General features: G+C 72.6%; 23 protein-coding genes. 6 read left to right on the forward strand and 17 right to left on the reverse strand.

The features are described 5' to 3' along the window. Positions 1-11 precede the first annotated feature (11 nt). Together AB0M80_RS01895 and AB0M80_RS01900 are read right to left on the reverse strand one after the other, a co-directional pair. Positions 12-599, reverse strand: coding sequence for a pentapeptide repeat-containing protein (locus tag AB0M80_RS01895; protein ID WP_364557497.1), 588 nt, complete (start codon positions 597-599; stop codon positions 12-14). Positions 600-643: 44 nt separating this feature from the next. Beyond that, the gene (locus tag AB0M80_RS01900) at positions 644-1,126 is read right to left on the reverse strand and encodes a VOC family protein (RefSeq protein WP_364557500.1); all 483 of its coding nucleotides are present in this window, start codon (positions 1,124-1,126) and stop codon (positions 644-646) included. Between the two features lie 73 nt (positions 1,127-1,199). Here AB0M80_RS01900 and AB0M80_RS01905 point away from each other — a divergent pair, with 73 nt between their 5' ends. Genes AB0M80_RS01905 through AB0M80_RS01915 form a run of 3 tightly spaced genes read left to right on the forward strand, consistent with a single transcriptional unit; the run spans position 1,200 to position 3,181 of the window. Then, complete coding sequence (locus tag AB0M80_RS01905; protein ID WP_364557503.1) at positions 1,200-2,024, forward strand: helix-turn-helix domain-containing protein; 825 nt, start codon at positions 1,200-1,202, stop codon at positions 2,022-2,024. Further along, positions 1,990-2,421, forward strand: coding sequence for an acyl-CoA thioesterase (locus AB0M80_RS01910; RefSeq protein WP_364557505.1), 432 nt, complete (start codon positions 1,990-1,992; stop codon positions 2,419-2,421). Before AB0M80_RS01905 ends, AB0M80_RS01910 begins: the two co-directional genes overlap by 35 nt. Before the next feature lie 31 nt (positions 2,422-2,452). Next, the gene (locus tag AB0M80_RS01915; RefSeq protein ID WP_364557508.1) at positions 2,453-3,181 is read left to right on the forward strand and encodes a methyltransferase domain-containing protein; all 729 of its coding nucleotides are present in this window, start codon (positions 2,453-2,455) and stop codon (positions 3,179-3,181) included. Here the strand turns inward: AB0M80_RS01915 and AB0M80_RS01920 are convergent. The 5 genes from AB0M80_RS01920 to AB0M80_RS01940 form a co-directional block, all read right to left on the reverse strand. Continuing rightward, entirely contained in the window at positions 3,174-6,512 is a 3,339-nt protein-coding gene (locus tag AB0M80_RS01920; RefSeq protein ID WP_364557511.1) for an error-prone DNA polymerase, read from the reverse strand. The two genes, AB0M80_RS01915 and AB0M80_RS01920, sit on opposite strands and share 8 nt — an antisense overlap. Continuing rightward, entirely contained in the window at positions 6,513-6,962 is a 450-nt protein-coding gene (locus tag AB0M80_RS01925) for a hypothetical protein (RefSeq protein ID WP_364557514.1), read from the reverse strand. A 2-nt stretch (positions 6,963-6,964) separates the two neighbouring features. Next, the gene (locus AB0M80_RS01930) at positions 6,965-8,527 is read right to left on the reverse strand and encodes a DNA polymerase Y family protein (RefSeq protein ID WP_364558545.1); all 1,563 of its coding nucleotides are present in this window, start codon (positions 8,525-8,527) and stop codon (positions 6,965-6,967) included. A 229-nt stretch (positions 8,528-8,756) separates the two neighbouring features. Further along, positions 8,757-9,452 (reverse strand): hypothetical protein, encoded by a 696-nt coding sequence (locus AB0M80_RS01935; protein WP_364557517.1) that lies wholly within the window; start codon positions 9,450-9,452, stop codon positions 8,757-8,759. A gap of 157 nt (positions 9,453-9,609) precedes the next feature. Then, positions 9,610-10,164, reverse strand: a complete 555-nt coding sequence (locus AB0M80_RS01940; RefSeq protein WP_364557520.1) for an HD domain-containing protein — start codon at positions 10,162-10,164, stop codon at positions 9,610-9,612. A 53-nt stretch (positions 10,165-10,217) separates the two neighbouring features. Here AB0M80_RS01940 and AB0M80_RS01945 point away from each other — a divergent pair, with 53 nt between their 5' ends. Next, the gene (locus tag AB0M80_RS01945) at positions 10,218-10,706 is read left to right on the forward strand and encodes a GNAT family N-acetyltransferase (RefSeq protein ID WP_364557522.1); all 489 of its coding nucleotides are present in this window, start codon (positions 10,218-10,220) and stop codon (positions 10,704-10,706) included. Positions 10,707-10,751: 45 nt separating this feature from the next. Next, entirely contained in the window at positions 10,752-11,510 is a 759-nt protein-coding gene (locus AB0M80_RS01950) for a hypothetical protein (protein WP_364557525.1), read from the forward strand. Here the strand turns inward: AB0M80_RS01950 and AB0M80_RS01955 are convergent. The 9 genes from AB0M80_RS01955 to AB0M80_RS01995 form a co-directional block, all read right to left on the reverse strand. After that, positions 11,507-12,271 carry a hypothetical protein gene (locus tag AB0M80_RS01955; protein WP_364557528.1) on the reverse strand — a complete coding sequence of 255 codons (765 nt, stop codon included), beginning with the start codon at positions 12,269-12,271 and terminating at the stop codon, positions 11,507-11,509. The genes AB0M80_RS01950 and AB0M80_RS01955 overlap by 4 nt on opposite strands. Before the next feature lie 25 nt (positions 12,272-12,296). Continuing rightward, entirely contained in the window at positions 12,297-13,868 is a 1,572-nt protein-coding gene (purH, locus tag AB0M80_RS01960; RefSeq protein ID WP_364557531.1) for a bifunctional phosphoribosylaminoimidazolecarboxamide formyltransferase/IMP cyclohydrolase, read from the reverse strand. Beyond that, positions 13,858-14,475, reverse strand: coding sequence for a phosphoribosylglycinamide formyltransferase (gene purN / locus AB0M80_RS01965; protein ID WP_364557534.1), 618 nt, complete (start codon positions 14,473-14,475; stop codon positions 13,858-13,860). Before purN ends, purH begins: the two co-directional genes overlap by 11 nt. 77 nt (positions 14,476-14,552) lie before the next feature. Continuing rightward, on the reverse strand, positions 14,553-15,995 hold the full coding sequence (locus tag AB0M80_RS01970; protein WP_364557537.1) for a DUF6350 family protein: 1,443 nt from the start codon (positions 15,993-15,995) through the stop codon (positions 14,553-14,555). Between the two features lie 440 nt (positions 15,996-16,435). Continuing rightward, positions 16,436-17,215, reverse strand: coding sequence for a DUF5336 domain-containing protein (locus tag AB0M80_RS01975; protein ID WP_364557539.1), 780 nt, complete (start codon positions 17,213-17,215; stop codon positions 16,436-16,438). A gap of 207 nt (positions 17,216-17,422) precedes the next feature. Next, complete coding sequence (gene sucD, locus AB0M80_RS01980; protein WP_086843519.1) at positions 17,423-18,313, reverse strand: succinate--CoA ligase subunit alpha; 891 nt, start codon at positions 18,311-18,313, stop codon at positions 17,423-17,425. A gap of 1 nt (position 18,314) precedes the next feature. After that, entirely contained in the window at positions 18,315-19,484 is a 1,170-nt protein-coding gene (sucC, locus tag AB0M80_RS01985) for an ADP-forming succinate--CoA ligase subunit beta (protein ID WP_364557542.1), read from the reverse strand. Between the two features lie 118 nt (positions 19,485-19,602). Continuing rightward, positions 19,603-19,926: a hypothetical protein gene (locus tag AB0M80_RS01990; RefSeq protein ID WP_364557545.1), complete on the reverse strand. Its 324-nt coding sequence runs from the start codon at positions 19,924-19,926 to the stop codon at positions 19,603-19,605. Continuing rightward, a complete protein-coding gene (locus AB0M80_RS01995) occupies positions 19,916-21,697 on the reverse strand; it encodes a hypothetical protein (RefSeq protein ID WP_364557547.1) in 1,782 nt (593 codons plus the stop codon). The genes AB0M80_RS01990 and AB0M80_RS01995 overlap by 11 nt, the downstream gene beginning before the upstream one ends. 779 nt (positions 21,698-22,476) lie before the next feature. Between AB0M80_RS01995 and AB0M80_RS02000 the strand changes: the two genes are divergently transcribed. Next, positions 22,477-23,157, forward strand: coding sequence for a M23 family metallopeptidase (locus AB0M80_RS02000; RefSeq protein ID WP_364557549.1), 681 nt, complete (start codon positions 22,477-22,479; stop codon positions 23,155-23,157). A gap of 839 nt (positions 23,158-23,996) precedes the next feature. On the opposite strand, the gene pcrA is transcribed toward AB0M80_RS02000, so the two are convergent. Beyond that, positions 23,997-26,411 (reverse strand): DNA helicase PcrA, encoded by a 2,415-nt coding sequence (gene pcrA, locus AB0M80_RS02005; protein WP_364557552.1) that lies wholly within the window; start codon positions 26,409-26,411, stop codon positions 23,997-23,999. Positions 26,412-26,519 lie beyond the last annotated feature (108 nt).

The raw sequence follows: 26,519 nt of genomic DNA on the forward strand, positions 1-26,519 counted from the left end.
TTCTTCGCGTTTCAGCGGATGACGAGGCCGTGGGCGGCGGCGAAGGCGATCGCCGTTTCGACGTCGACCTCGGCCCCCCTCAGGTCGGCCTGCACCAGCGCGTTCGCGTCGAGGCGCGCGCCGCGCAGGTCGGCGCCTTCGAGCTTCGCGCCCTGCAGGCGGGCGCCGGTCAGGTCGCTGCCGCGCAGGTCGGCGCCGGTGAGGTCGGCTTCCATCAGGTTGGCTTCCCGCAGCCGCAGGCCCGACAGCCCCAGCCTGCGCAGCCGCGCCTTCGCCAGGGACGCCAGTGAGAGGTCGCACTCGGTGAGCGCGATCCCGCCGAACCCGCTGTCGGTGAAGGACGTGCCGAGCAGCGAGCACGCCGTCCAGCGGCTCTCGGCGAGCACCGTCCGGTCGAAGGTGCACGAGCGGAACGCCGATGCGTCGTGGCGCGAGCGCGACAGATCGGCCCGGCTGAACACGCAGTCGTCGAAGGTGCAGCCTCGGGTCCGCAGCCCGCTCAGGTCCGCCCCGGTGAAGTCGCAGCCGGTGAACCGCCGCTTTTCCCACCACTGTCCCGACAGCACCGCTTCGCGGTAGTCCTCCCCGGTCTCCAGCACGGCCCCAGGGTGCCACACCGGCGGAGAGGCCTCGCATCCGTCCACTATGGACGGCCGGTGACCAGCTCCGCGCTCTGGACGTACCGCATGGCGTCGACGTACTCGGGCAGCTGCGCGCGCCGCACCAGCTCGGCCTCGTCGAGGTCCTCCAGTCGGGTCTGGATCCACCAGAGGTTGCCGAACGGGTCGCGGACCCGGCCGACGCGGTCGCCGAAGAAGAGCACCGTCTGGCGCGTCACCTCGGTGGCGCCCGCTTCGACGGCGCGCCGCTGGGTCTCCTCGCTGTCCGGCACGTAGAGCCGCAGGTAGGCGGGGGTGTCGAGCCAGTCGTCGCGGCTGTCGAAGGCCATCACGACGGCGTCGCCGATGCGGACCTCGGCGTGCCCGATCTTGCCGTCCTCGCCGACGACCCGGCCGAGCTCCTCGGCGTCGAAGGCCCGCTTCAGGAAGTCGAGCAGGCCATCGGTGTCGCGGCCGATGATCCACGGGGTGACCGTCGTGTAGCCGTCGGGAACGGGGTTGACCATGTTTCCTCCTCGGTTCGTCCAGTCGAACTTAGGACCGAAACAGGTCAGTTACTGGCCGCTGCATACTGGGTTCATGGGAATTCCGCTGCGGCCGGTGGCGGCGCGGTCGGTGTACCGCGAAGTGGCGCCGCCGCCCGCGCTCGCGGACGTGCTCGCCTGCGGCTGGCACGGGCACACCGGCTGGGCGCGCCCCCTGCGCGTGCTCCCGGACGGGTGCGCGGACCTCGTCTGGGACGGCGACGCGCTCACGGTCGTCGTCACCGTCGGCGCTCCCTTGTGGCTGTGGGTCCCGGCGTCCTCGTCGCGGGTCGGCGTGCGGCTGCGGTGCGGTGCTGCGGCCGCCGTACTCGGCACGCCGATGCCGGAACTGCCCGCGGGCGAGGTGCGCCTGAGCGATCTCTGGGGTGCGGATGCCCGGCGGGCCGAAGAAGTGCTGGCGGCGACGGCCGATCCCGACGGCCGGCGCGGAGTTCTCGAACGGCTCGTCGCCCGGCGAAGCGCGGCGCCGGACCGGCGGGTGCTCGCCGCGGTCCACGCGCTCGGTGTGACGGCTCGCGGCGCGGAGGTCGCCGAAGCGGTGGGCGTCAGCGAACGCGCGCTGCGGCGGCACCTGGTGCACGCGGTCGGCGCCGGGCCGCGGCAGCTGCACCGCGTCCGGCGGTTCCAGCGGTTCCTGCGTCAGCTCGATCCCCTGGCCGCCCGGCGGACGTCGCTGGCCGGCGTGGCCGCCGACCTCGGCTACGCCGACCAGTCCCACCTCGGCCGCGAATGCCGCCGCCTGTCGGGCTCCTCCCCCGCGGCGCTGGTGCGGGTGGCCGAAAAGTTCCAGACGGCGCCCGCGGCCTGGGGCCACGATCGCGGGCATGACCTTCCACGTCACCATCCCGGTGCGCTGTGACGACATCGACGCCAACGGCCACGTCCGCGGCCCGGCCTACCTCGCTTACGCCGACCACGCGCGCTGGGCGTGCACGCAGGCCGCGGGGATCGATCCGGCCGAGCTGACCGCGCGCCGGATCGGCCCGGTCAACCTGGAGACGACCGTGCGGTTCCACCGCGAACTCCTGCCGCGCGGCGACGTCTCGGTCAGCTGCGCGTTCCACTGGGGCACCGGCAAGACTTCGCGGGTCACGCAGGAGTTCCGCACGCCGGACGGCACGCTGGTCGCCGACGTCGCGAGCGTGTCCGGCCTGCTCGACCTCGACCGCCGGCGGTTGCTGCCCGACCCCGGCGCGTACTGGCGGGAGCTGGCCGCGCGCCCCGAACTGCTCGGCCTGGGCCCGAAAACCGGATGAGGCTCCCGGTGTCGATCACTACGGTGACGCCATGCCCGATGAGCACTACGCCGACGCCGGCCTCGCCTCGCTGTACGACGCGATGAACCCGCGGGAGAGCAGCGGCGACTTCGCGTTCTACCTGCCGATGATCATGGCCGCGGAGTCCGTCCTCGACGTCGGGTGCGGCACCGGTTCCCTGCTGCACTGGGCGCGCGAGTCCGGCCACGAAGGACGGCTCGTCGGGCTCGACCCCGCCGAGGGGATGCTCGCGCAGGGCCGCCGCCGCGACGACGTCGAATGGGTACTCGGCGATTTGTCGACCGCCGCCTGGGACGGCGAGTTCGACTTCGCGGTGATGACCGGCCACGCGTTCCAGGTACTGCTGACCGACGAGGAGCTGCGCACGGCGTTCTCGGCCGTTCGCCGCGCATTGCGCCCCGGCGGCCGGTTCGGCTTCGAGACGCGCAATCCGGCCGCCCGCGGCTGGGAGCGTTGGACGCCTTCGCACGTCTGGGAAACCGGTGAGGTCCGGTCGTGGAACGACGCCGGGCCGTTCGAGAACGGGTACGTCAGCTTCACGACGACGTACGAGAGCCCGGACTGGGACGCACCGAAGTACAGCGAGAGCACCCTGCGCTTCCTCGACGTCCCCTCGCTCAACGGGTTCGTCGAAGACGCCGGGCTGGTCGTCGACGAGCAGTACGGCTACTGGGACCGTTCGCCGGTGACCGAGACGAGCCCCGAGATCATCACGATCGTCCGGCGCCCCCTCACCTGAAGTCCCGCGACTTCGCCTTGATGCGCATCGGCAGCGGCTCGAGGCGGTGGGCGAGGACGCTGACCACGCCGTCGGCCTTCTCCACCACCCCGCGGATCAGCAGCGCCGGGCTGCTGCGCGCGACCCGGTGGTAACGCTGCCACAGGCCGAGCGTGCAGATCACGTTGACCATCCCCGTTTCGTCCTCGATGTTGAGGAAGGTGACGCCGCCCGCGGTCGCGGGGCGCTGCCGGTGCGTGACCGCCCCGCCGATCAGCACGCGCGCGCCGTCGTCGAGGTCCGCGAGGCCGCCGGCCGGGACGACCCCGAGCTCGTCGAGGCGGTCGCGGATGAACTCGGTCGGGTAGCTGTCCGGCGACACCCCGGTCGCCCAGACGTCCGCCGCCGCGACGTCGAGGCCGTCCATTCCGGGCAGCACCGGCGCCTGCGCGCCGACCAGGCCGGGCAGCTTTTCCGGGCGTTCCCCGGCGACCGCGCCCGCGATCCACAGCGCCTGGCGGCGATTCCCGCCGAAACCGGCGAACGCACCGGCCGTGGCCAGCGCCTCGATCTGCGGCGTGGTGAGCCGCACCCGGCGGGCGACGTCGGCCATGTCGCGGTATTCGCCGTTCTCCGCCCGCTCGGCCACGATCCGCTTCGCGACGTCTTCCCCGATCTTCCGCACGGTGCTCAGCCCGGTGCGTACGGCGTGGAGCTTTCCCTTGTCCGGTAAGGTTTCCAGCGTCGCGTGCGGCAGGCTGCGGTTGATGTCGGGGCCGTGCACGGTGACGCCGTGGCGCCGCGCGTCGGCGACCAGCGACTGCGGCGAGTAGAACCCCATCGGCTGCGCGCGCAGCAGGCCCGCGAGAAACGCGTCCGGGTGGTAGTACTTGAAGTAGGCGCTCGAAAAGACCAGGTGCGCGAAGCTCAGCGCGTGGCTCTCCGGGAACCCGAAGTTCGCGAAGGCCTTGAGCTTCAGGAAGATCTTCTGCGCGAGTTCTTCTTCGACCCCGTTCGCGGCGGCGCCCTCGAGGAACCGCTGCCGCAGCCGGTCCATCTTGCGGTCCGATCGCTTCGACCCCATCGCGTGCCGCAGCTGGTCGGCCTCCGCCGCGGTGAAGTTCGCGACGTCCAGTGCGATCTGCATCATCTGTTCCTGGAACAGCGGCACGCCCTTGGTCTTGTGCAGCGCCTTCTCCAGCAGCGGGTGGTCGTAGGTCCACTTCTCGCGGCCCTGCTTGCGGCGGATGTACGGGTGCACCGAGCCGCCCTGGATCGGGCCGGGCCGGATCAGCGCGACTTCGACGGCGAGGTCGTAGAACTCGCGCGGCTGCAGCCGCGGCAGCGTGGCCAGCTGGGCGCGGCTCTCCACCTGGAAGACCCCGATCGCGTCGGCGCCGCACAGCATGTCGTAGACCCGCTGGTCGGCGAGGTCGAGCTCGGCCAGGTCGACACGCTCGCCCTTGTACTCCTCGACGAGGTCGATCATGTAGTGCAGCGCCGACAGCATGCCGAGACCGAGCAGGTCGAACTTGACCAGCCCGGCGGCCGCGCAGTCCTCCTTCTCCCACTGGATCACGCTGCGGCCGGCCATCCGCGCCCACTCGACCGGCACGACCTGGCTCACCGGCTCCTGGCACATGACCATCCCGCCGGAGTGGATGCCCAGGTGCCGCGGGAAGTCCTCGAGCGCGAAGGCAAGCTGCACGACCTCGTCCGGGATGTCGTGGTCGTGGTCCTTTTCGGTGCTGCGCAGCGAACCCCAGCGGTCGATCTGCTTGCTCCAGGCGTCCTGCTGGCCCGGGGAGTAGCCCAGCGCGCGGGCGGCGTCGCGGACGGCGGACCGGGCGCGGTAGGTGATCACGTTCGCGACCTGGGCGGTTCTCAGGCGGCCGTGTTTCTCGAAGACGTACTGGATGGCCTCTTCGCGGCGGTCGGACTCGATGTCGAGGTCGATGTCGGGGTAGCCGTCCCGGTCCGGGGCGAGGAAGCGTTCGAAGAGCAGCTCGTAGGCGACGGAGTCGACGTTCGTGATGCCGAGCGCGTAGCAGACGGCCGAGTTCGCCGCGGAGCCGCGGCCTTGGCACAGGATGTGGTGCTGGCGGCAGAACCGCACGATGTCCCAGACGATCAGGAAGTAGCCCGGGAAGCCGAGCTCTTCGATGATGGCCAGTTCGTGCTTGACCTGCGCCTTCGCCTTCTCTTCGTGGGCTTTGCCGGCAAAGCGCTCCTCGGCGCCTTCCTCGGTGAGTTTCCTGAGGTAGGTCGTTTCGGTGTGGCCCTCGGGCACGTCGAAGGGTGGCAGCTCGGGCGCGATCAGCTTCAGCGGGAACGCGCATTCCGCGCCCAGCAAGGCACTGCGCCGCACCGCGCCGGGGTACCGCCGGAACAGGACGTCCATTTCGGCGCCACTGCGCAGGAACGCGGTTCCGGCGGCCGGCAGCCAGCCCTCCAAATCGTCGATCCCCCGGCGGGCCCGGATCGCGGCGAGGGCATCGGCCAGCGGGGCGCGTTCGGGCCGGGCGTAGTGCGCGGCGGTGGTGGCGACGGTCGGCAGGCCCAGGTTCCCGGCGAGCTTCGCCAGCAGGTCGTTGTGCGTGCTGTCCAGCGGCTGCCGGTGGTCGGTGAGCTCGACGTAGACGTGATCGCGGCCGAAGCGGTCGACGAGGATCCGGAGCTGTTCCGCGGCGGCCGCCGGGCCGTGCGCGACGAGGGCCGAGCGCACCGCGCCTTTGCGGCAGCCCGTCAGCACCACGCACTGCCCGGCGACCTCCTCGGCGACCGCACCGAGGTCGTAACTGGGCCGTCCCTTTTCGGCTTGGTGGTGGATCTGGCCGGCGGTGATGGCGCGGCAGAGGGCCCGGTAGCCCTGGTCACCGCGGGCGAGCAGCAGGAGGTGCTCGCCTTCCGGATCGGGGACGCCGTTCTGCGGACCGGAAAGCCCGAAGCTGAGTTCGGTGCCGAAGACGGTGTTGACGCCGAGTTCCCGGGCGGCCTCGGCAAAGCGCACGACGCCGTACATGCCGTCGTGGTCGGTGAGCGCGATGGCGTCGAGTTCGAGCCGCGCGGCCTCTTCGACGAGTTCTTCGGGGTGGCTGGCGCCGTCGAGGAAGCTGAAGTTGGAGTGGCAGTGCAGCTCGGCGTAGGGGACGCGGACGGCCTCGCCGCCATCGTCACGGCCACGCGCGGGAAGGTCGGCCGGGCGGCGGTAGGAGTCGCGGTGACGGCTCCAGGCGGGACTGTCGCCGTGGTCGCCGCGGTTGCCGCGGTCGCCGCGGTCGCCGTGCGGGAGGCCGCCGGCGAGGGTGCGGGCGAGGTCCTTCCAGCGGACGGGTGGGTTGTTCCAGCCCATTCAGTGGCCTCCGGGCTCGTCTCGCCGCTGCTGCTCGGCTTCGCGGCGTCGGCGGTGCCAGTTCGTCGGGTGGTTCCAGCGGGAGCTCGCCTCGGCGTCGAACATGGGGTGGGGGCTCGGCGGCTCCGCGCGGCGATCCACGTTCGTCGGGTGGTTCCGGCGGGAGCGGGCCTCGGCGTCGCTCATGCGGCACCCGTTTTCCCGGGAAGAGCGTGGAACCGGCAACGCGATCACCGGGCAGACCCAATCGTCGTCTTCGGCGGGCGGCTCGGGCAGTTGCCCGTGCACCGACCACCGGTCGGGCGAGTCGGCCTGGTGAGCGCGCCCCTCATCCGTTGCCGGCTCGGGAATCTCGCGCAACCACTCGCGCTCCTCCGAAGTCCCGCGAGGCGTTGCTCCGGGCTTGGCTCGCAGCCAGTTTCGCAGCCGTCGTGCGTAGTCCTCGTCCATGCTCAGTCGTACACTCCCTCGACCGTCCACAGTGGATTTTCCGTGCCTGCGCCGTGCACCAGCACCGCCTCGGGTGGCTCGTCTCCCTCGCCGGCCAGCACCAGCTGCAGCCGCGCCCGCCGCGGGCCCGGCCGCCGGCGGTCGCCCGTCAAGGGCCACGGGCCCGCCCAGCCCACGACCTCCCGAGCCGCGCCGCCCGCGATGGTCAGCCGTCTCGGGGGCGCCGTCACCTGGTCGCGGGCCGTGATCCCGACGGCCCGGCCACCGTCGTCGAAGACCTGCGCCGGCACCGGCCGGTCGAGGACCGTCGCCGGGGACGGGGACGGCAGCCGTCCCGGCCAGGTCGCGTCCGGCGGCGTCGTCCGCTCGCGGGGGTCGCCCCAGGGCACCAGCCGGACCCGGCCCGCGGGGTCGCGGCCGCCGTCGAGCACCGGGGTGAGCACGCCTTCGGGCCCGAGCAGGCCCTGGACCCGCACGAACGCGCGGGCGGCCCGCTCGTCATCTTCGTCGGAGCCGCCGTTGCGCCACAGGTCGAGCTGCAACGACCGGCCTTCGACGACCTCCTCGGGGTCCAGCCGCAGCCGCACCACACCGGACGTCGGGCGTTGCCCCGGTGCGGCGCGCAGCCAGCCCTCGAACTGCCAGCGCACGCGGTCGGCGACGCCGGTGGGGGTCAGCGGTTCCGCGCACCGCCACGCCCGGCCGACGTGTTCGCCTTCCTCGGTGACCGCGTAGATGCCGAGCCGGGTGCAGGCGAGACTCTGCCCGGCGAGGCCCGCGCAGAACCGCGCCGCGAGGCCCTTGGCGAGGAACGCCGCGACGTCGACCCGCTCGACGACCGGGTCGAACTCCTCGGTCAGGCTCAGTTCCGGCGGCGGACGGCGGCGCAGCGGCGGCCGTTCGGAACGGCCGCGCGCCAGCCGGTGCGCGAGGATCCCGGCGGCGCCGAACCGGTTGGCGACGTCCCGTTCCGGCAGGGCGGCGAACGCGCCGAGCGTCTTCAACCCGAGCCGGCGCAGCAGGTCGGCCAGCTCCGCGCGGTCGGCGCCGGGCTGGTCGAGCTCGGTGACCGGAAGCGGAGCGAGGAACTCGGCGACCCGCCCGGGTTCGACGAACTCACCGCACCGGGCGGCGAGCGTCGCGGCGAAGAGGCCCTCGGCGACGCCGACCTGGCACTCGACCCCGGCCGCGGCGGCGACCTCGTCGACGAGCCGCTCGACGAGCGCGTGTTCCCCGCCGAAGTAACCCGCGGCGCCGGCGACCGGGACGGCGACCAGACCGGGCCGCACGACCTCAACGCCGACGACGAGTCCCTCGACCGCCCGCACGACGGCCTCGAACAGCCGCGCGTCCCGGCCGTCGTCCCCCCCGAAGACGGCCAGCTCCGGACAGTTCGACTGCGCCTCCCGCCGCCGCATCCCCCGCCGGACACCACCCCGCCGGGCCACGGCGTTGCAGGCAACGACCCGGTTGCCACTGAAGACGGCAACGGGCTGGGTCGCGCCAACCCCGCCGACGGCCGCGGCCGCGACGGCGGGCCAGTCCGGGCACCACAGGACCAGCATGCGGGTGGGCGTGCCGGGGGTGCCGCGTTGGGCCGGGACGGTCATGCGACCTCCCCAAGCGACGGCCGACACGCGTACGCAGAAGACCGACACGCGTGCCTGAACGGCCGACACACGTACCCAGACGGCCGACACGCGTGATTGAGGGGTCGACTCGCGTGGTTGGGTCGGGGACGGGGGGTGAGCCGGGGGCGCGGGAGGCGGGAGGGGGCAGGACGGAGGTGGGGGCTCATGCCGTGGCCTCACGGAGTTCCCGCGCAGGGACCGCCCGGGTCACCTCGCCGCCCGCTGCCGGGAGGCGGAGCTCCGCCGAGACCGGGCGGGCCGCCGCGCCGCGGCCTTGGGCCCGGACCACTGCCCGGCGCTCCCGGAGGTGGCCGTACCCCTCCTCGGGGCCCGACCAAGGCAAGCGACGGCACGACAGCTGTACGTCCGCGCCCGGCCACGCCCCGACCGACAGCAGCACCGCGCCACGATGACGGGCACGGGCCGACAGCCGCCGCGCCACGGCCGCCTGCACCGTCTCCGCGTGGACCGCCACCAGGTCGACGCCGTCGAGCAACGCCGCGATCACCGCCGGGAGTTCCACGCCCGGCCGGGGGACCAGCGCCAGCCGGGCGAGGTCCACGCCGTACTCGGCCGCCGCCGCCAGCCCCAGCGACGGCAGGCCGGCCACCGCTGCCCACGCCCCGCGCGCGGTGGCCTCGGCGAGCAGCGCGAGCAGCAGCGACGTCCCCCCGTGGACCGCCACTGTGCTCCCGCGCCGAAGCCCGGCGTCGGGCAGCAGCCCGGCCAGCGCCGGGACGACCGGGAGCACCCTTCCCGTCGCCCTGGCCCGCTCGGCCTGGGCCGCCACCCGGCTCGCCGTGCTGACCCCGGGCAGGGCCGCCAGCCGGGCCACCGGCGGCTCCACCACAGCAGTCACCGCACGCACCTCCCCACCACGGACTAGGGCCGGCGGCCGAGCCTCTCCCAAAGAACGCGACCGACGGCACTGGTTCGCCGCGGGGAAGGCGGCGGTTCCATTGTCGAACACCTGTTCGACATGGACAAGTCAACCGTGAACCGTCCGGGGTGTCAAGTCACCCGGTCGTGGGGTACGAGGCCTGGAAGGCCAGGCGCGCGTCGGCGCCCGCGGCGATCCGCTCGAGCTCGTCGTCGAGGGCCAGGAAGGTCTCCCACGGCGGCCCGCCGAGCCGCTCGGTGACCTGCTGCTCCAGGTCCGGAACGCGCTTTCCCTTCCACACCTTGTCCGCCAGCGTGACGAGCAGGTCTTCGAACGGGGCGTCGGGAACGTCCCACGAGCCGTGCGTCCGCGCGAAGCGCGCCAAACCCTCCTCGATCCCCTCCGAAAGCAGCAACGAGTACCCGGCGAGCTCGTGCTCCGACCCCGCACCGGACAGCTCCGCGGGGTGCCGGACCTTCCCGATGTCGTGCGTGGCCGCGCCGAACAACACCGCCGGCGCGTCGAAATCCACCCGCGGCCCCGCCCAGCCGGTCAACGTGACGGCGACGTCGTGCACGACCCGCAGGTGCGCCCCCAGCCGCGGCGGCGCAGCCAGCGTCTCCAGCAAGGTCCGGGCCCGGGGCGGGAGTGGGGCGTACCCGGGCGCATCGAGGGCGTTGCGCAAGTTCACCCCGCCACCGTAATGAAGTTGCCCGCGCCGGAGCCGATCATTAGACAGACGGCGTGGAGCTCACCGACGTCCGCCCCGAGGACTGCCCCGAACTGCTGGTTCTGCAGCGCTGCTGCTGGGTCCAGGAGGCCGTCCTCAACGACACCCTCGACATCCCCGCCCTGCACGAAACCCTCGAAGACGTCCGCGACTGGACGAAGACGTGGTCGGTGTGGGTGCTGCGGCAGGACCACCGGCTGATCGGCGCCGTGCGCGCCCGCCTGGACGGGGACCGCTGGGAACTCGGCAGGCTGATGGTCGCGCCGGACTTCGCCGGGCGCGGGCTCGGACGGCGGCTGCTCGCCCACGCCGAAGCGCAGGCGCCCGTCGAAGCCCGCCGGTTCGCCCTGTTCACCGGGGCGCGCAGCGCCCGCAACATCGCGCTGTACCAGCGGGCCGGCTACCGGCTGACCGACGCGCCCGCGGCCGGCGGCCACATCCGCGGCGCGGTGTACCTGGAGAAGGACGTCACACTGCGCGAAAAACCCGGTCCGGGCGCCTGACGCTGCGGCGTCGGCTAGATTGCCCGGTGGACTTGGGGGGTGGCGATGACCGAACCGCGGAGACGGCCGATCCTGTGGATCGCCGGCGCGCTCGTCGCGGCGGGAGCGGTGGTCGCCGTCGTGCTGACCGCCGGCGGCGGGGTGCCCGGGGCCACGGCCGCGGCTCCGGCGCCGACGACCATCGGCGCGGCGTGGCGTTCGTTCCGCGCCGACGTCACCGGGATCCGCCCCGGCCCGGACGAACACAGCCTGTTCGTGCAGGTGGCGCTGCCCGGCAAGGACCCCGGCTGCGTCCGCGAGCCGCGGATCGAGCAGGTCGTGGAGGCGAAGACCGACATCCGCGCCGACGTCGTCTACTCGACCCGTCCCGCGGCGGGCGGCTGCCAGGACAAGGTGCCCGCGGAGCTGCGGCTGACGACGTCGGGCCCGATCGCCGACCGGACGGTGATCCTCAACGCCGACACCGGCAACGCCTGGCACAAGCTCGGCGCGGGCTGGGGCCACTGCGACCGCCAGGGCACCTGCGCCCCGCCCGCCGACCACTGCGACCCCGCGTGGATCGGCGCGGCGGTGTCCGCCGCGGGCGCCGAAAGCCCGGGCACCACCCGCGTCTGCGACCCGGGCTGGCTGGTCCTCGACCTCCTGATGCGCCAGACCGACCCGCCGGCCCGCACCGCTTTCCGCTGGGGCGACACGGGGTGGACGTCGTTCGCGCAGGCCCGGTCCGCCGGCTGCGCGGAGATCCTGGCGGCCGAGCCGAAGTTCCCGGTCGCGCTCTGCAAGACGCTGCCGGCGCCCGCCTAGCGTGACAGCTTCTTGACGATCTCCGCGCCGACCGCCTGCACGGTGGCGTCGGACTCCTCCTGCGGCATCGGCGAGTTCGAGAAGAACCCCTTGTCCCAGCCGGACACTTCGAGGATGACGACGGTCGTGCCCTTCAGGACGTGCAGTTCGGCTCCGCTGAACGCGCTTCTGGTGGCCAGCCGGACCAGCATCGCCTTGTCGCCGATGCCGCGCACGTCCGTCGGGGTGAGCTCCGGCCTCGTCGGCATGACGTCGCCGTTCGCCCTCTCGCGCGCGTTCTCCCCGGTGTACCGCGTGATCTGGACGTGCATGGTGGCGTCCCGGACGTACTCGTCCGGCCCCGGCTTCCAGCTGCACCCGACCTGCTCGAGGTTCGGCACATTTTGGGTGCCCGGGCCGCCCAGGACGAAACTCGGGAAGCCCGCCTTCTCCAACACCTCCGCCGGGACCTGGCATTCGGCGGGCACCGGCGACGACGACGGTGCCGCGCCGGTGCTCGCGTAGTAGTCGCTCGCGAAGATGCCCAGCGGGATGCCCGCGCCGAGCAGCACGACGACGCCACCGATGATCCCGAGGATCAGCCCGGTCCGCTTCTTCTTCGGCGGCGGCATCGGCGCGCCGTACCCGGCAGGCGGGTACCCGGGCGCCGGGTAGCCCGGCTGCTGCGGGTAGCCCTGCTGCGGCGGGTACCCGGGTTGTTGCGGCTGACCCGGGTACCCCTCCTGACCTTGGCCGTAGCCGTACTGCGGCGGTTGCTGCATCGAGCCCTCCCTCTCGAAGCGCGGGTCAGTGCGCGAAGTGGCGCGTCCCCGTCAGGTACATGGTGACGCCCGCCTTCTCCGCGGCCGCGATGACCTCGGCGTCGCGGACCGAGCCACCGGGCTGCACGATCGCGCGGACCCCCGCCTCGACCAGCACCTCCAGGCCGTCCGGGAACGGGAAGAACGCGTCCGACGCGCCGACCGAGCCCTTGGCCCGGTCGCCCGCGCGCGCCACCGCGAGCCGCGACGAGTCGACCCGGTTGACCTGGCCCATGCCGACCCCGACGGTCGCGCCGTCGGCGGCCAGCAGGATGGCGTTGGACTTGACCGCGCGCAGCGAACGCCAAGCGAACTCGAGGTCGCGCAGGGTCTGCTCGTCGGCCGGGTTGCCGGTGGCGAGCTGCCAGCCGGCCGGGTCGTCGCCCGGCGCGTCGATCGCGTCGATCGTCTGCAGCAGCACGCCGCCGGAGATCGGGCGGAACTCGATCGGGAACGGCCGTTCGATCACCGGCAGCTTCAGCAGCCGGATGTTCTTCTTGCGCTGCAGGATCTCCAGCGCTTCGGCGTCGAAGTCCGGGGCCAGCACGACCTCGGTGAAGACCTCGGCGATCTGCTCCGCGGCCTCGCGGCTGACCGGCCGGTTCGTCGCGATGACGCCGCCGTAGGCCGAAACCGGGTCGCAGGCGTGGGCCTTGCGGTGGGCCTCGGCGATGTCCGCGCCGATCGCGATGCCGCACGGGTTGGCGTGCTTGATGATCGCGACGGCGGGCTCGGCGAAGTCGAAGGCGGCGCGGCGCGCGGCGTCGGTGTCGACGTAGTTGTTGTAGGACATGGCCTTGCCGTGCAGCTGCTCGGCGTGCGCCAGACCGGGCCGCTCGCTCTTGTACAGCGCGGCCTTCTGGTGCGGGTTCTCGCCGTAGCGCAGGACGTCGGCGCGTTCCCAGGTAGCGCCGAGGAAGTCCGGGAAGCCGGCGTCGACCGTGTCCTCGTCGGGGGCGTACGCGCTGGCGAACCACGAGGCGACAGCCGTGTCGTACGCCGCCGTGTGCGCGTACGCCTGCGCCGCGAGGCGCTTGCGGTCTTCGAAGCCGAAGCCGCCGTCGGCGACGCGCTCGAGCACCCAGCCGTAGCGGGCCGGGTCGACGACGACCGCGACGCTGCCGTGGTTCTTCGCCGCCGCGCGGACCATCGCCGGGCCGCCGATGTCGATGTTCTCGACGCAGTCCTCGGGGCTCGCGCCGGACGCGACGGTCTGCGCGAACGGGTACAGGTTCACGACGAGCAGGTCGAACGCCGCGATGTCCAGCTTGCGCAGCTGCTCGACGTGGTCGGGGTTGCCCTGGTCGGCCAGCAGCCCGGCGTGCACGTGCGGGTGCAGCGTCTTCACCCGGCCGTCGAGCGACTCGGGGAAGCCGGTGACCTGCTCGACCGGCGTGACCGGGACACCGGCGTCGGCGATGGCCTTCGCCGTGCCGCCGGTGGAGACGATCTCGACGCCGGCCGCGTGCAGGCCGGTCGCGAGGTCCAGGAGGCCCGCCTTGTCCGAGACGCCGATCAGCGCCCGGCGGACCGGGCGCCGTCCCAGGTCAGTGCTCACGAAATGTCACCTTTCGTCCGTCCACGGTGCAGCCACCGCGGCCGAGTCGCTCGATCGTTTCCACCAGCAGCCTGCGTTCGACGGCCTTGATCCGTTCGTGCAGGACGTCTTCGGTGTCGTCGTGCTCCACGACGACCGCTTCCTGGGCGATGATCGGCCCGGTGTCGACTCCGGCGTCCGCGAAGTGCACGGTCGAGCCGGTGACCTTGACCCCGGCCTCCAGTGCATCGCGGACCGCGTGCATCCCGGGGAACGACGGGAGCAGCGCGGGGTGCGTGTTGATCACCGTGAAGCGGCCGAGGAACTCACTCCCGAGGATCTTCATGAACCCGGCGGAGACGACCAGGTCCGGCCGGTACGCCGCGACGGCCTCGGCCAGCGCCTTGTCCCACGCGGCGCGGTCCGGGTGGTCGGCGACGCGGACGGCGAACGACGGGATGCTCAGGCGCTCGGCGCGGGCGAGCGCCTCGATGCCGGTGCGGTCGGCGCCCACGGCGACGACCTTGGCCGGGAAGCCGGACCGCCCGGTGGCGTCCAGCACCGACTGCAGGAGGGTGCCGGAGCCCGACGCGAGCACGACGAGCTTCACCGGAGTGGGCAGCTCCAACCGTTGAGACAGAGCGGGCTCCTTGCCGCGGGCGGTGCGCAGCCGGGCGCACGGCGCTTCACCAGGTCACGTCAACCCTAACGGTCGCCCTCGCCCGGCTCGACGTCGCCGCAGGTCTCGGTGCCTCCGGTCACAGCGTCGCCGGTTTCGGGGGCGGCTTCCGCCGGTTCTTTGAGGCCGAGCTCGGCCTCGGCCTCGGCTTCGAACTGCGCGTCCTCTTCGGACACTGCAGCCGCTTCGAGTTCCTCGACGGCTTCGGACGCCGCTTCGACGTCGATCTCCTCGGCGTCCTCGAAAGCCTCGTTGTCTTCGAGCGCTTCCGGCGGCGGCGCGGGCGGCTCGTGCTCGCCCGCGAAGAACGCGACGAACGAACCCGGGATGACGATCCAGCAGAAGGCGACGACCGAAGCGACGCCGACGGGGACGCTCACCGGGTCGAAGGGGCCGTCGCCGAGGCGCCCGCCGGCCAGCGTGCCCAGCACGACGCAGCCGAGCGCGACGACGGCGCCGGCCACCGCGACCGCGCGGATGCGCTGCGCCGGCTCGGCGTCGACCTTGCGCAGCGACCAGCCGGTCAGCGCGCCGGCCGCCGCGGGCAGCACCAGCAGCGCCGGCCACCACGCCGCGTGGTGCTCGGGCAGGCCGGCGAGCAGCGGGACGGCCGGCACGGAGCCGCCGTGGTAACCGAACATCCCGACGGTCAGCGAGCCGACCGAGAACCCGGGCCCGGCGACGAAGGACAGCGCGGCCGTCACGGCGTTCGGCAGGTACAGCAGGGAAAGCAGGAAGAGCCCGAAACTGGTGCCGAACCCGGGCTCGTAGCTGTCGGACACCGTCCCCCACGACAGCCCGGTGGCGACGGTGAACACGGCGGCGCCGCAGGTCACCAGGACCGCCAGGCCCATCGCGCCGGCCCGCAGCCCGCGCAGCGCCAGCGGGTCGAGGCGCTCCGCCGCGACGTCCGGGAGCCCGCACGACCGGGTGATGCCCGCGCACGACGCCGCCGCGGCGAGCAGCCCGGGCACGGCGAAGGCGGTCACCGGGTTCGCCGTCACCGGCGAGCCCTGCGCGCACAGCGCGACGACGAGCCCGGACACGGCGTGCGCGCCGGTGATCGTGACCAGCACCGGCAGGGCTTCGCGGAACGACCGGCAGCCGAGGCGGCGGGCGGCGCCCGACGCCGTCCGCGCGCCCAACGCGACCACGCCCAGCGTCGGCAGCAGCGGCAGCACCCCGAGTGGGTGACCGCCGAGGCCGAGGGGCACCTGGTGCGCGGCGAGCCAGCCGGGCCCGGCGGCCAGCAGCACCCCGGTGCCGGAGAAGGCGGTGCGCCCGGCGGTGAGGGCGACCAGGGCCAGCACGGTCGCGACGGCGGTGTAGCCGGTGACCAGCGGACCAAGGGCGGCGGCGAGCAGGATCCGCAGCCTGGCCGCGCCGGCGGGTTCGACGCCGGGCCGTGGGTCGCCCACCGCGGCACCCGGCGGGTGGGGGTCGTCGGTGAGCAGATCCATGATCCGCACCCTGGCATCCGGGCTGGTCCATCCGGGTGAGCCACGCCGCCGCCGGAGGGGGTTGCTCACCCGGTCGGGTCACCTCGGACGCGAAACACCCGAGCGGGTTCGCCCGGATCAGCCACGCCGCCGCCAGCCGGAGTTACGCACCCGGCCTGGTCACCCCGAACGCGAAACACCCGCCGTGACAGGGAGCTCCCAGCGGGTGCCCGAGCAGGCTCACCCGGATCAGCCACGCCGCCGCCAGCCGGAGTTACGCACCCGGCCTGGTCACCCCGAACGCGAAACACCCGCCGTGACAGGGAGCTCCCAGCGGGTGCCCGAGCAGGCTCACCCGGATCAGCCACGCCGCCGCCAGCCGCGGTCACCCACCCGGTCGGGTCACCCCGGACGCGAAACACCCGCTGTGACAGGGAGCGTCACAGCGGGTGTCCGGGTTCCGGGCTGCGTCAGTTCGACTTGCCGAAGCCACCGGGCGGCGTGCCCGGGTTCTCCGGCGGCGGCTGCTGGAAGAACTGGCCCTGCTGCGGGGCGTACGTCGTGGCCTGCTGCCCCGGGGGTGGGGTGGTCGACGGCGGGTTCGGCGAGCCGTACTGGCCCGGCTGCGAGAACGGCGCGGACGGCTCAGCGGAGCCGCCGACCGGGCCCGGCCCGTGGCCCGGCTGGCCGAACTGCTGACCGGGCTGGCCGTACTGCTGCTGCTGGCCGGGCTGGCCGTACTGGCCGCCGTAGGACGGTGCGGCGGGCTTGGGCGTCGGCGGCTTGATGACGTCGTGCGCGATCAGCAGCGCGCCGACCGCGACGAGCATCTGCAGGATCCCCAGGATCAGGATGACGGTGACGATGCCGGGCGAAGTCTGCATTCCGACCAGCGCGTCCAGCACCTCCAGCGCACCGAGGACGCTCAGCAGCGCGGCGAACGGCAGCGTCTTCGGGCCCTTCGGCAGCGCGTGCATCGCGGCGAGCAGGCCACCGGCCAGCAGGAGCGTCCCGCCGAGGCCGACTTCGCCGTTGTCGGAGAAGCCGAGGAAGTACTGCACGAGGCCGAGGGCGGCGACGACCAGGGCGAGGAGCAGCGGCAGGTTCTGCGTCAGGCTCGCCGCACCGGACGGCGCCTGGTGCGAGTGCGAGTGCGGCTGCTGCGCCGGGAAGCCACTGGACGGCGGTCCGGGGGGCTGCTGGCCGCCACCCTGCTGGGGGTAGCCAGGCCCACCGCTGGGGAAGGTCATCGGATGCACTCCTGTCGGTTCGACCGGCACTCCGGGCGCGCGGCGCCCAGGGGGAAAGACGAGGTGGCTTGTGTGCGCAGAACGCTAGCGCACTCGAAGGCCGCCAGCCCACCAGACGTGTGAATCCGTCGCGAGGTTTCGTGCCGGGACGAGGAAAGGCCGGGCACCTGTGCGGTGCCCGGCCTCACCAGGAGTGCTGCGTCAACCTCAGCCGAGGTTGTTGTACAGCTCACGTGCCAGGACGGCGGTCTCGCTCGGGGTCTTGCCGACCTTGACGCCGGCGGCCTCGAGGGCCTCCTTCTTGGCGGCGGCCGTGCCGGAGGAGCCGGAGACGATGGCGCCGGCGTGGCCCATGGTCTTGCCCTCGGGCGCGGTGAAGCCCGCGACGTAGCCGACGACCGGCTTCGTCACGTTCTCCTTGATGTACGCCGCGGCGCGCTCTTCGGCGTCGCCGCCGATCTCGCCGATCATCACGATGACCTTGGTCTCGGGGTCCGCCTCGAACGCCTCGAGGGCGTCGATGTGCGTGGTGCCGATGATCGGGTCACCGCCGATGCCGACCGCGGTGGAGAAGCCGATGTCCCGCAGCTCGTACATCATCTGGTAGGTCAGCGTGCCCGACTTCGACACGAGGCCGATGTTGCCGGGGCCGGTGATGTCGGCCGGGATGATGCCGGCGTTCGACTTGCCGGGGCTGATCACGCCGGGGCAGTTCGGCCCGATGATGCGGGTCGTGTTGCCCTTCGCGACGGCGTGGGCCCAGAAGTAGGCCGAGTCGTGCACCGGGATGCCCTCGGTGATCACCACGGCGAGCGGGATCTCGGCGTCGATCGCCTCGATGACCGCATCCTTGGCGAACTTCGGCGGCACGAAGATGACCGACACGTCGGCGCCGGTCTCCTTGATCGCCTCTTCGACGGTGCCGAAGACCTTGAGGTCCTTGCCCTCGATGGTGACGGTCTGGCCGGCCTTGCGGGCGTTGACGCCGCCCACGATGTTCGTGCCGGACTTCAGCATCTTGGTGGCGTGCTTCATGCCCTCGGAGCCGGTGAGCCCCTGGACGATGACCTTGCTGTTCTCGTTGAGGAAGATCGACATCTCACGCACCTGCCGCGGCGAGCTCGGCAGCCTTGTCGGCCGCGTTGTCCATTGTGTCCACCACGGTGACCAGCGGGTGGTTCGCGTCGGCCAGGATCTGGCGACCCTCGACGACGTTGTTGCCGTCCAAGCGGACGACCAGCGGCTTGGCGGCCTCGTCGCCCAGGATCTTCAGGGCCTCGACGATGCCGTTCGCCACCGCGTCGCAGGCGGTGATGCCGCCGAAGACGTTGACGAACACGCTCTTCACGTCGGGGTCGTTGAGGATGACGTCCAGCCCGGCCGCCATGACCTCCGCCGACGCGCCGCCGCCGATGTCGAGGAAGTTCGCCGGCTTCACGCCGCCGTGCTTCTCGCCCGCGTACGCCACGACGTCCAAAGTGGACATCACGAGGCCCGCGCCGTTGCCGATGATGCCGACCTGGCCGTCGAGCTTGACGTAGTTGAGGTTCTTGGCCTTGGCCTTCGCCTCGAGCGGGTTCTCCGCGTCCTTGTCCACCAGGGCCTCGTGGCCCGGCTGGCGGAAGTCCGCGTTCTCGTCGAGGGTGACCTTGCCGTCGAGGGCGATGATCTTGTCCTGCGGGTCGCGGACCAGCGGGTTGACCTCGACCAGGGTGGCGTCCTCGGAGACGAAGGTCTCCCAGAGCTTCACCACGACGTCGGCGGCCTCGTCGATGATGTCGGCCGGGAAGTTGCCGGCCTTCAGGATCTCGAGGGCCTTCGCCTTGTCCACGCCGGCGATCGCGTCGACGGGGATCTTCGCGAGCGCCTCGGGGCGCTCGACGGCGAGCTGCTCGATCTCCATGCCGCCTTCCGACGAGGCCATCGCCAGGAAGGTGCGGTTCGCCCGGTCCAGCAGGAAGGAGAAGTAGTACTCGGACGCGATGTCCGAGGCCTCCGCCACGAGCACGCGACGCGTGATGTGGCCCTTGATGTCGAGGCCGAGAATGGCTTCCGCCTTCTCCTTCGCCTCGTCCGGCGTCTGGGCCAGCTTGACGCCACCGGCCTTGCCGCGGCCACCGACCTTCACCTGCGCCTTGACGACGACCTGGGTGCCGATCTGCTCCGCGGCGGCTTTGGCTTCTTCGGGGTTGGTAGCCACCGAGCCCGGCAGAACCGGTACTCCGTGGGCGGCGAAGAGATCCCTCGCCTGGTACTCGTAGAGGTCCACTACTCCAGTCTCCTGACGACACGCCACTGCAGGTGGTCCGCGACCGGACCGCGCTGTCGGACCAGTCGAGGTTAGCGACCTGCGCAGACGCAGGGGACTCCGCACCTGGTGAAGTCGGTCACCGTGCGCGGTCAGACGGTGCTTCAGCGGTGTGAGACCGCCCACCGGCGAGCCGTTCCACCACTTCTCCGGCGGTCGCGGCCGTGAAGACGCGGACGTCTCCGAGCGCGTCCTCGAGGTCTTCGGGCGGCGCGGCGCCGAGCACGCCGACCGCGTCCGGGTCCTCCTGCTCGGCGGTGCGGAGGATCTGTTCGACGGTGTCCACAGGGCCGGCGTGGATGACCTCCACGCCTCCGTCGCGCAGGACGCGGCCGAGCGCGACGGCGGCCGGATCGGGGCGGGTGAACTCGACGAGGAGCACCCGGAGGCGCTCACGGCGCACGACGTCCTCTGTGACTCACTGCCATACCCGCGGCGATCAGCAACGCGGCCGTGGCGGCGAGCGCGACCCAGAACCCGGTGGCCGGGCTCGCGCCGCCGAGCGCGCCGCCGACGAGCGGCAGCTCCGCGGCGTGCAGGCCGGTGAGCAGGGCGGCGCCGGCGAGCAGGGCGGCCGCCGGCCGCGGCCGGGACCGCGTCGCGAGCACGGCCGCGCCGACGACGACCGCGACGGCGGTCAGCAGGCCCCACGACGGGGTGTCGAGGTGGGACCAGAGGCCGGCGGCGACGTAGCCGGGAACGGCGAAGACGGGCAGCCCGAACGCGGCGACGGCCAGCACCGCGCCGGCCGCGGCGGGGGTGAGCACGTTCTTGTCCGGCTCGGTGCCGTCCCCGGCGTCTTCGCGTTCGACGACGCCGGTCCCGACGGCGGCGAGCGCGGCCAGTGCGGCGAGCACGAGCGCGGCGAACGTCCAGGCGGCGCCCGCACCGAGGTCGTAGGTGAAGACCGGCGCCGCCGCGCCCCCGAACCCGGCGAGGTTGCCGGCCTGGGTGGCGGTCAGCGCCGTGTTGAGGACGGCCGTGCCGGCCAGGACGATCCCGGCCCAGGCGACCCCGAGCACCGGCCGCGCGACGGCGGCCGTCTTCGGGACGAGCACCCCGGCGGCGGGGACGGCGAGCACGAGCGCGGCGACGAGGAGGAACCAGCGGGCGGGGCTTTCGGCGGCGGCGCTGACCGGTGCGGCGGCCCCCGGGTTCAGCGCGGTGACGGCGACCTGCGGGGCGAAGGCGCCGATGAGCGCGGCGATCGCGGTGGCCAGGCCGAGCAGCCCGGTGGTGAGCCGCCACCAGAAGAGGCCGGGCAGCTTCGCGCCACCGGCGAGGTCCGCTTCGGGCTTGCCGGTGCGTTCGGTCAGCCGCGTACCGGCGAGGCCGGCGACGATCGCCGTCGTGACGAGTACGAGCGCGGGCCCCCAGGTGACGTGCAGATCGTCCCGGAAGAGACCGGCCAGCACGGACGGCGCGGCGACCCCCCAGGCGGCCGCGGCCAGCCCGGCGAGCGCACCGCGAGCGACGTGTTCGACCGGAGCGGCCAGCGCGACGGCAGCGGCCAGCGGCAGGGCGGCGGCGAGCAGGAGGTAGCCGCCGAGGGCGGGCCACGGCCCTTCGAAGGCGCCGCGGGCGAGCAGGAAACCGTTGCCGGATTGGACGGGAGCGGTCAGCAGCCCCGCCCCGGCGACGACGGCGAGCAGCGGGACGAGCAGCCGCCAGCGCCGGCGTTCGGGTTCTTCGTGACTACGGAGGGCGCGCCAGGCGAGCAGGCCGGCGGCCCCGGTGAGGACGTGCCCGGCGACGAGCAGCCAGAACCCGGCACCGACGGCCGAGCCGCCGAGGAACCGGTCGGGCAGGTACAGCTCGGGCCGGATGGTGAGCGGGCCGTTCACGACGAACTGCGAGTCGAGCACCAGCCGCCCGGGAGCGAGGGCGGCGAGCCCGAGGACGAGCCCGCCCCCGAGCGCGGGTTTCCCGGCGACGGCGAACCAGACGGCGGCGACAACGGGACCGAGCGCGAGCAGGGCCAGCCACGGCCAGCTGGTGAACCCGGGAGCGGCGGAGGGCGAAACGGGAACGACGGCGCCGGCGGTGAGGGAGACGGCGCCGAGGGCGGCGAGGCCGAGCGCTCCGGCCAGAGGGCGGTTTCGGGTGTCGTCGGCCCAGTGCGGGGCGGGGGGTTCGGTGGTGCGGGGGGACGCCGCCGAGCCGGCCGGGGGCATGGCCGGGGACGGTTTGCCGGAACCGCCCGTGGAGTCTTGCGCGCTGCCCCACCCACTGGTGACCGGCTCGGCGGACCCTCGCGCAGCCCGGCCCGCGCCGGAACCGCCCGCGGGCGGTTCCGAGGATTGCGGTGCGCCAGGGGGACTCGAAGCCGGCTTGGTCGAACCTCGCTCCGCGGGTTCTTGCCGGGGGCCGGGGGTGCTTCCGGTGGGGGGCTCTGAGCGTGGGGGCATATTGCCCGCGACGCTAGCAAGTCCGGGCCACCGGCGAGCCGTCGCCGGGGCGCGAGTCGTCGAACGCGCTTCAACTTCCTCTCGCAAACCGTTATTCCCGCCCGGAGGGACCCGCGGACGCCCTTGATGGGCCTTCACCACCTCAAACCCTTGTAAGGCAAGTCACACCGAAAGCCGTAAACCCCCTCTAACTTTGGGTGATTTCCACAGGTGAGCGTGCTGCGGACTCCACCCGATCGGCCGACAGCGGGGGCACGTCTTGCCGACAGCGGTACCCCTTCGTTACTGTCCCGGGGTCCCCATTACAGTCAGGTCACGAAGTAGGACACCGAGCAAACCACCCCCGAGGTTGCTCACCGGGTTCCCCCGCCCGCAGTCCTCGATCTGGCTCCCCGACGATGGAAGGCCCTGTCTTGGCTTCACACCGCTCCCCCGGCGGCCAAGCTCCTTCCCCGGCATTGAAGGACGCACTGGAAGGTGCGGTCGTTCGTGTCCGGGGTGCGCACCGCATCGCCCCGCCCTCTTCGGCCCTTCGCGGCCGTGTCGTGGTTGCCGCCGTTGCGGCTGGTGCGTTCGCCGCCGCTGCTGCGGGCTCGACCCTCAAGACGATCACCGACTCCGACGCGGCCGTGACGCCGCTGGCCAACAGCCAGGACGCCAGCGCTTCGCTGACCGCGGGAGGTGCGGGCACCGGGGGCGCCCCGGAACTCCTGCCGACCGGCCACACCGTCGACGCCTCCGCCGAGGCCGCCAAGCTCGCCGACAGCGCCTCCGTCACGCAGGCCCGCGAGAAGCGCGAAGCCGACGCCGCCAAGAAGGCCGCCGAAGAAGCCGCTCGCCCCAAGACCTGCCTGCCCGCGCACGGCACCTTCACCTCGGGCTTCGGTGCCCGGTGGGGCACGAGCCACCTCGGCATCGACATCGCCAACTCGATCGGCACCCCGATCTACGCCGCCTCCGACGGCGAAGTGATCGAGGCCGGCCCGGCCAGCGGCTTCGGCCTCTGGGTCCGGATCCAGCTCGACGACGGCACGGTCCAGGTCTACGGCCACATGAACAGCTTCTCCGTCAAGGCGGGGCAGAAGGTCAAGTGCGGCCAGCAGATCGCCGAGATCGGCAACCGCGGTCAGAGCACCGGCCCGCACCTGCACTTCGAGGTGTGGCAGAACGGCACCAAGAAGATCGACCCCCGGCCCTGGCTGGCCGCGCGCGGCGTCGCCCTCTGATCCGCTCGTTCTCCACCCGGACATCGGCACGCGATCAAGCACCACCGGCGCGTGTGACAGCGGAAATCCCGCCGTAGAGCCATGATTCGTCGCCGAGGACCGAAGACGCTCCTCGGTCGCGCGCATCCCCGCTCCGGCCGGCACCGCGCCGCTGCCGCTCGATCGGCCGCCGAAGAACGTCCGAACCGCACGGCCGCACCACCGAAACGACAGCCGGTGACGATCCGCCGCGGAACGGCCACCAGGCCGTTCCGGGCACCTCCGGCCGCTCAGAACCACGCCCAGGCTGGAAAAAACCGCCCGCAGGCCGCTCAGCGCCCGCAACCGCCTACCGCTGCCCGCCCGGCAAGCGGCGGATGAAGTAGGCCACCGCCACCTGCCACACCGTGCACAGCTCCGCCGGCCGCCGCACCGGCAGCCAGCCCCAGGGCACAGCTCCCCCTGTGCCCTTCGCGGAGCGGACACGCGCGGCACTTCGAGCTCTGGTCGTCCAGCGGCGTCCCCGGCCGCAGGTGACACAACGCCCGTCCGCGCCGAGCTCGTGCTGCCTGAGCAGCGCTCGCCAGGCGGCGGCCAGCCGGCACGCCTCCGCTCCCGCACGCGAGGGAATTCCTGAGGCCCCCGAAGGCTCCCGACCCCGATCCGGAACCGTCGTCCCCAGAACTCCTCGCAGGTATTTTTGTACCCCTTCGGCCAGCAGGCCAAACAGCACCGCGTCCACACCGCACTACCCCCTCGTCGAACTCGTGTTCGATTACCGGGTCAGTTCTAGCGGATGGGTACGACGATTCCGGCGGCGATCGCCGGGATCGCCGCCGGATTCACTCGGACGGGTAGCGCTACAGCTTCACCATCGGGACGCTGCCGATGAGCATCAGGCGGACCTTGCCCGCCGCGCCGAAGTCGATCGTGGCCGTGGCTCGCGGACCGACGCCGTCGCAGGAGATCACCGTGCCGAGGCCGTACTTGTCGTGGCTGACGCGGTCGCCGACGTCCAGCTTCAGCGCCACCGTGTCCTTCCAGCCCTTGCCGAACGACGGCGTCCCCGACGAAGACGGCGAGGAAGACCGGCGGCCGCCCCAGGTGGTCGCCGCCCGCGGGGTGCCGCGTGAACCGGAGCCGAACGAGCCGAAGCCGCTGCTGGACGGCTCCAGCCGCCGCCAGTCGACGAGGTCCGGCGGCAGCTCGTCGAGGAACCGCGAAGCCGGGTTCATCGACGGCTGGCCCCACGCCGAGCGCGTGATCGCGCGCGAGACGTACAGCCGCTTCCTGGCGCGGGTGATCGCGACGTACGCCAGCCGCCGTTCCTCGGCGAGTTCCGTCGGGTCGCCCAAAGCACGCATGTGCGGGAAGACGCCGTCCTCCCAGCCGGTGCAGAACACCACCGGGTACTCCAGGCCCTTCGCGGTGTGCACGGTCATCAGCGTGACCACGCCAGCGCCGCCGTCGCCCTCCTCGCCGCCGTCGGGGGATGGCACCGAGTCGGCGTCCGCGACCAGCGACACGCGCTCGAGGAACGCCGGCAACGAGCCCGGCGCCGGGACGCCCTCGTCCACGACCAGCTCGGCGTTCTCGTCCGCGACGACCGCGGCGGTGATCTCGGTGAACTCGCGCGCCACCGTGACGAGCTCGTCCAGGTTCTCCACGCGCGTGTGGTCCTGCGGGTCGTCCGACTCCTCGAGCTCGACGCGGTAGCCGGTCTTGTCCAGCACGGCTTCCAGGACGTCGTGCACCTCCGCGCCGTCCGCGATCAGCACGCCCAGCTCGTCGAGCAGCGCCACGAACCCGCCGATCGCCTTGACCGAGCGCGGGTTCAGCAGCGGCACCTTGCCCTCGACGGCGTCCCGCAGCGCCTGCGCGAACGAGATGCGCTCACGCTCGGCGTGCGTCGCCACGACGGCCTCCGCGCGGTCGCCGATGCCGCGCTTGGGCACGTTCAGCACGCGCCGCAGGCTGACCGTGTCCTCGGGGTTCGCCAGCACCCGCAGGTACGCGATCATGTCGCGGACCTCGCGGCGCTCGTAGAACCGCACGCCGCCGACGACCTTGTACGGCAGGCCGAGCCGGATGAAGATCTCTTCGAAGACGCGGGATTGGTTGTTGGTGCGGTAGAAGACGGCGACGTCGGAGTAGTCGGCTTCGCCCTTCTCCGCCAGCGCGTCGATCTCGCCCGCGACGAACGCGGCTTCGTCGTGGTCGTTGTCCGCGACGTAGCCGACGATCTTCTCGCCGTCGCCCGAATCGGTCCACAGCCGCTTCGCCCGGCGGTTCGGGTTCCGCTCGATGACGGCGTTCGCCGCGGACAGGATCGTCTGCGTGGAGCGGTAGTTCTGCTCCAGCAGGATGGTGTGCGCGTTCGGGAAGTCCCGCTCGAACTCTTCGATGTTCCGGATCGTCGCGCCGCGGAAGGCGTAGATCGACTGGTCCGCGTCGCCCACGACGACCAGCTCCGCCGGCTCGACGCCCGACTCGTTCGGCGTGGTCCCGGCCAGCTCGCGGACCAGGGTGTACTGCGCGTGGTTCGTGTCCTGGTACTCGTCGACCAGCACGTGGCGGAACCGCCGCCGGTAGTACTCGGCGACGTCCGGGAACGCCTGCAGCAGCGAGACCGTGCGCATGATGAGGTCGTCGAAGTCGAAGGCGTTGGCCTGGTTCAGCCGCCGCTGGTACTCGCCGTAGACCTCGGCGACGCGGCGCTCGAGGTCGTTGCCCGCGTTCGCCGCGGCGGTCTCCGGGTCGGTGAGCTCGTTCTTCAGGTTCGAGATGTGCACGGCGAGCGTGCGTGCGGCGTACCGCTTCGGGTCGATGTCGAGGTCCCGCGCCACCAAGGTGATCAGCCGCTTGGTGTCGTCGGAGTCGTAGATGGAGAAACTCGACGACATGTCCAGCGTCTTGGCTTCACGGCGCAGGATCCGCACGCACATCGAGTGGAACGTCGACACCCACATCGCGTTCGCGCGGCGCCCGACGAGCGCGGCGACGCGCTCGCGCATTTCCGCGGCCGCCTTGTTGGTGAAGGTGATCGCCATGATTTCGCCGGGGTGCACCCGGCGCTGACCCAGCAGGTAGGCGATCCGGCGGGTCAGCACCCGGGTCTTGCCCGATCCCGCGCCCGCCACCACCAGCAGCGGGCCACCGGCGTGGGTGACGGCTTCGCGCTGGGCGGGGTTCAGGTCGTCGAGCAGCTCGGCCTGCCCGCCGGCGGCGGGCTTGCGCGCAGGGGTGGCGGCGGGGAGATCGAAGAGGGTGTCCATCGTGCGTCCACGCTACCCCGGGCGGGTAGGGCTCCGGCAAAGCCTGCCGACGCGGCGCGAGCCGTTCCGGCGGGGTGCTCGGCGGGTGGGCTACCGCGGCGGGCGTAG

Origin of the sequence: Amycolatopsis sp. NPDC051045 (genome assembly GCF_040682955.1) — a bacterium.
In the GTDB taxonomy this organism is placed as follows: Bacteria; Actinomycetota; Actinomycetes; order Mycobacteriales; family Pseudonocardiaceae; genus Amycolatopsis.

What these genes read in the sequence shown, in the direction of transcription:
- AB0M80_RS01900 (WP_364557500.1), bottom strand. Translation starts at nt 1,126, where the DNA reads ATGGTCAACCCCGTTCCCGACGGCTACACGACGGTCACCCCGTGGATC.
- AB0M80_RS01905 (WP_364557503.1), top strand. Translation starts at nt 1,200, where the DNA reads ATGGGAATTCCGCTGCGGCCGGTGGCGGCGCGGTCGGTGTACCGCGAA.
- AB0M80_RS01910 (WP_364557505.1), top strand. Translation starts at nt 1,990, where the DNA reads ATGACCTTCCACGTCACCATCCCGGTGCGCTGTGACGACATCGACGCC.
- AB0M80_RS01915 (WP_364557508.1), top strand. Translation starts at nt 2,453, where the DNA reads ATGCCCGATGAGCACTACGCCGACGCCGGCCTCGCCTCGCTGTACGAC.
- AB0M80_RS01920 (WP_364557511.1), bottom strand. Translation starts at nt 6,512, where the DNA reads ATGGGCTGGAACAACCCACCCGTCCGCTGGAAGGACCTCGCCCGCACC.
- AB0M80_RS01925 (WP_364557514.1), bottom strand. Translation starts at nt 6,962, where the DNA reads ATGGACGAGGACTACGCACGACGGCTGCGAAACTGGCTGCGAGCCAAG.
- AB0M80_RS01930 (WP_364558545.1), bottom strand. Translation starts at nt 8,527, where the DNA reads ATGCTGGTCCTGTGGTGCCCGGACTGGCCCGCCGTCGCGGCCGCGGCC.
- AB0M80_RS01950 (WP_364557525.1), top strand. Translation starts at nt 10,752, where the DNA reads ATGACCGAACCGCGGAGACGGCCGATCCTGTGGATCGCCGGCGCGCTC.
- AB0M80_RS01955 (WP_364557528.1), bottom strand. Translation starts at nt 12,271, where the DNA reads ATGCAGCAACCGCCGCAGTACGGCTACGGCCAAGGTCAGGAGGGGTAC.
- AB0M80_RS01975 (WP_364557539.1), bottom strand. Translation starts at nt 17,215, where the DNA reads ATGACCTTCCCCAGCGGTGGGCCTGGCTACCCCCAGCAGGGTGGCGGC.
- sucD (WP_086843519.1), bottom strand. Translation starts at nt 18,313, where the DNA reads ATGTCGATCTTCCTCAACGAGAACAGCAAGGTCATCGTCCAGGGGCTC.
- AB0M80_RS01995 (WP_364557547.1), bottom strand. Translation starts at nt 21,697, where the DNA reads ATGCCCCCGGCCGGCTCGGCGGCGTCCCCCCGCACCACCGAACCCCCC.
- pcrA (WP_364557552.1), bottom strand. Translation starts at nt 26,411, where the DNA reads ATGGACACCCTCTTCGATCTCCCCGCCGCCACCCCTGCGCGCAAGCCC.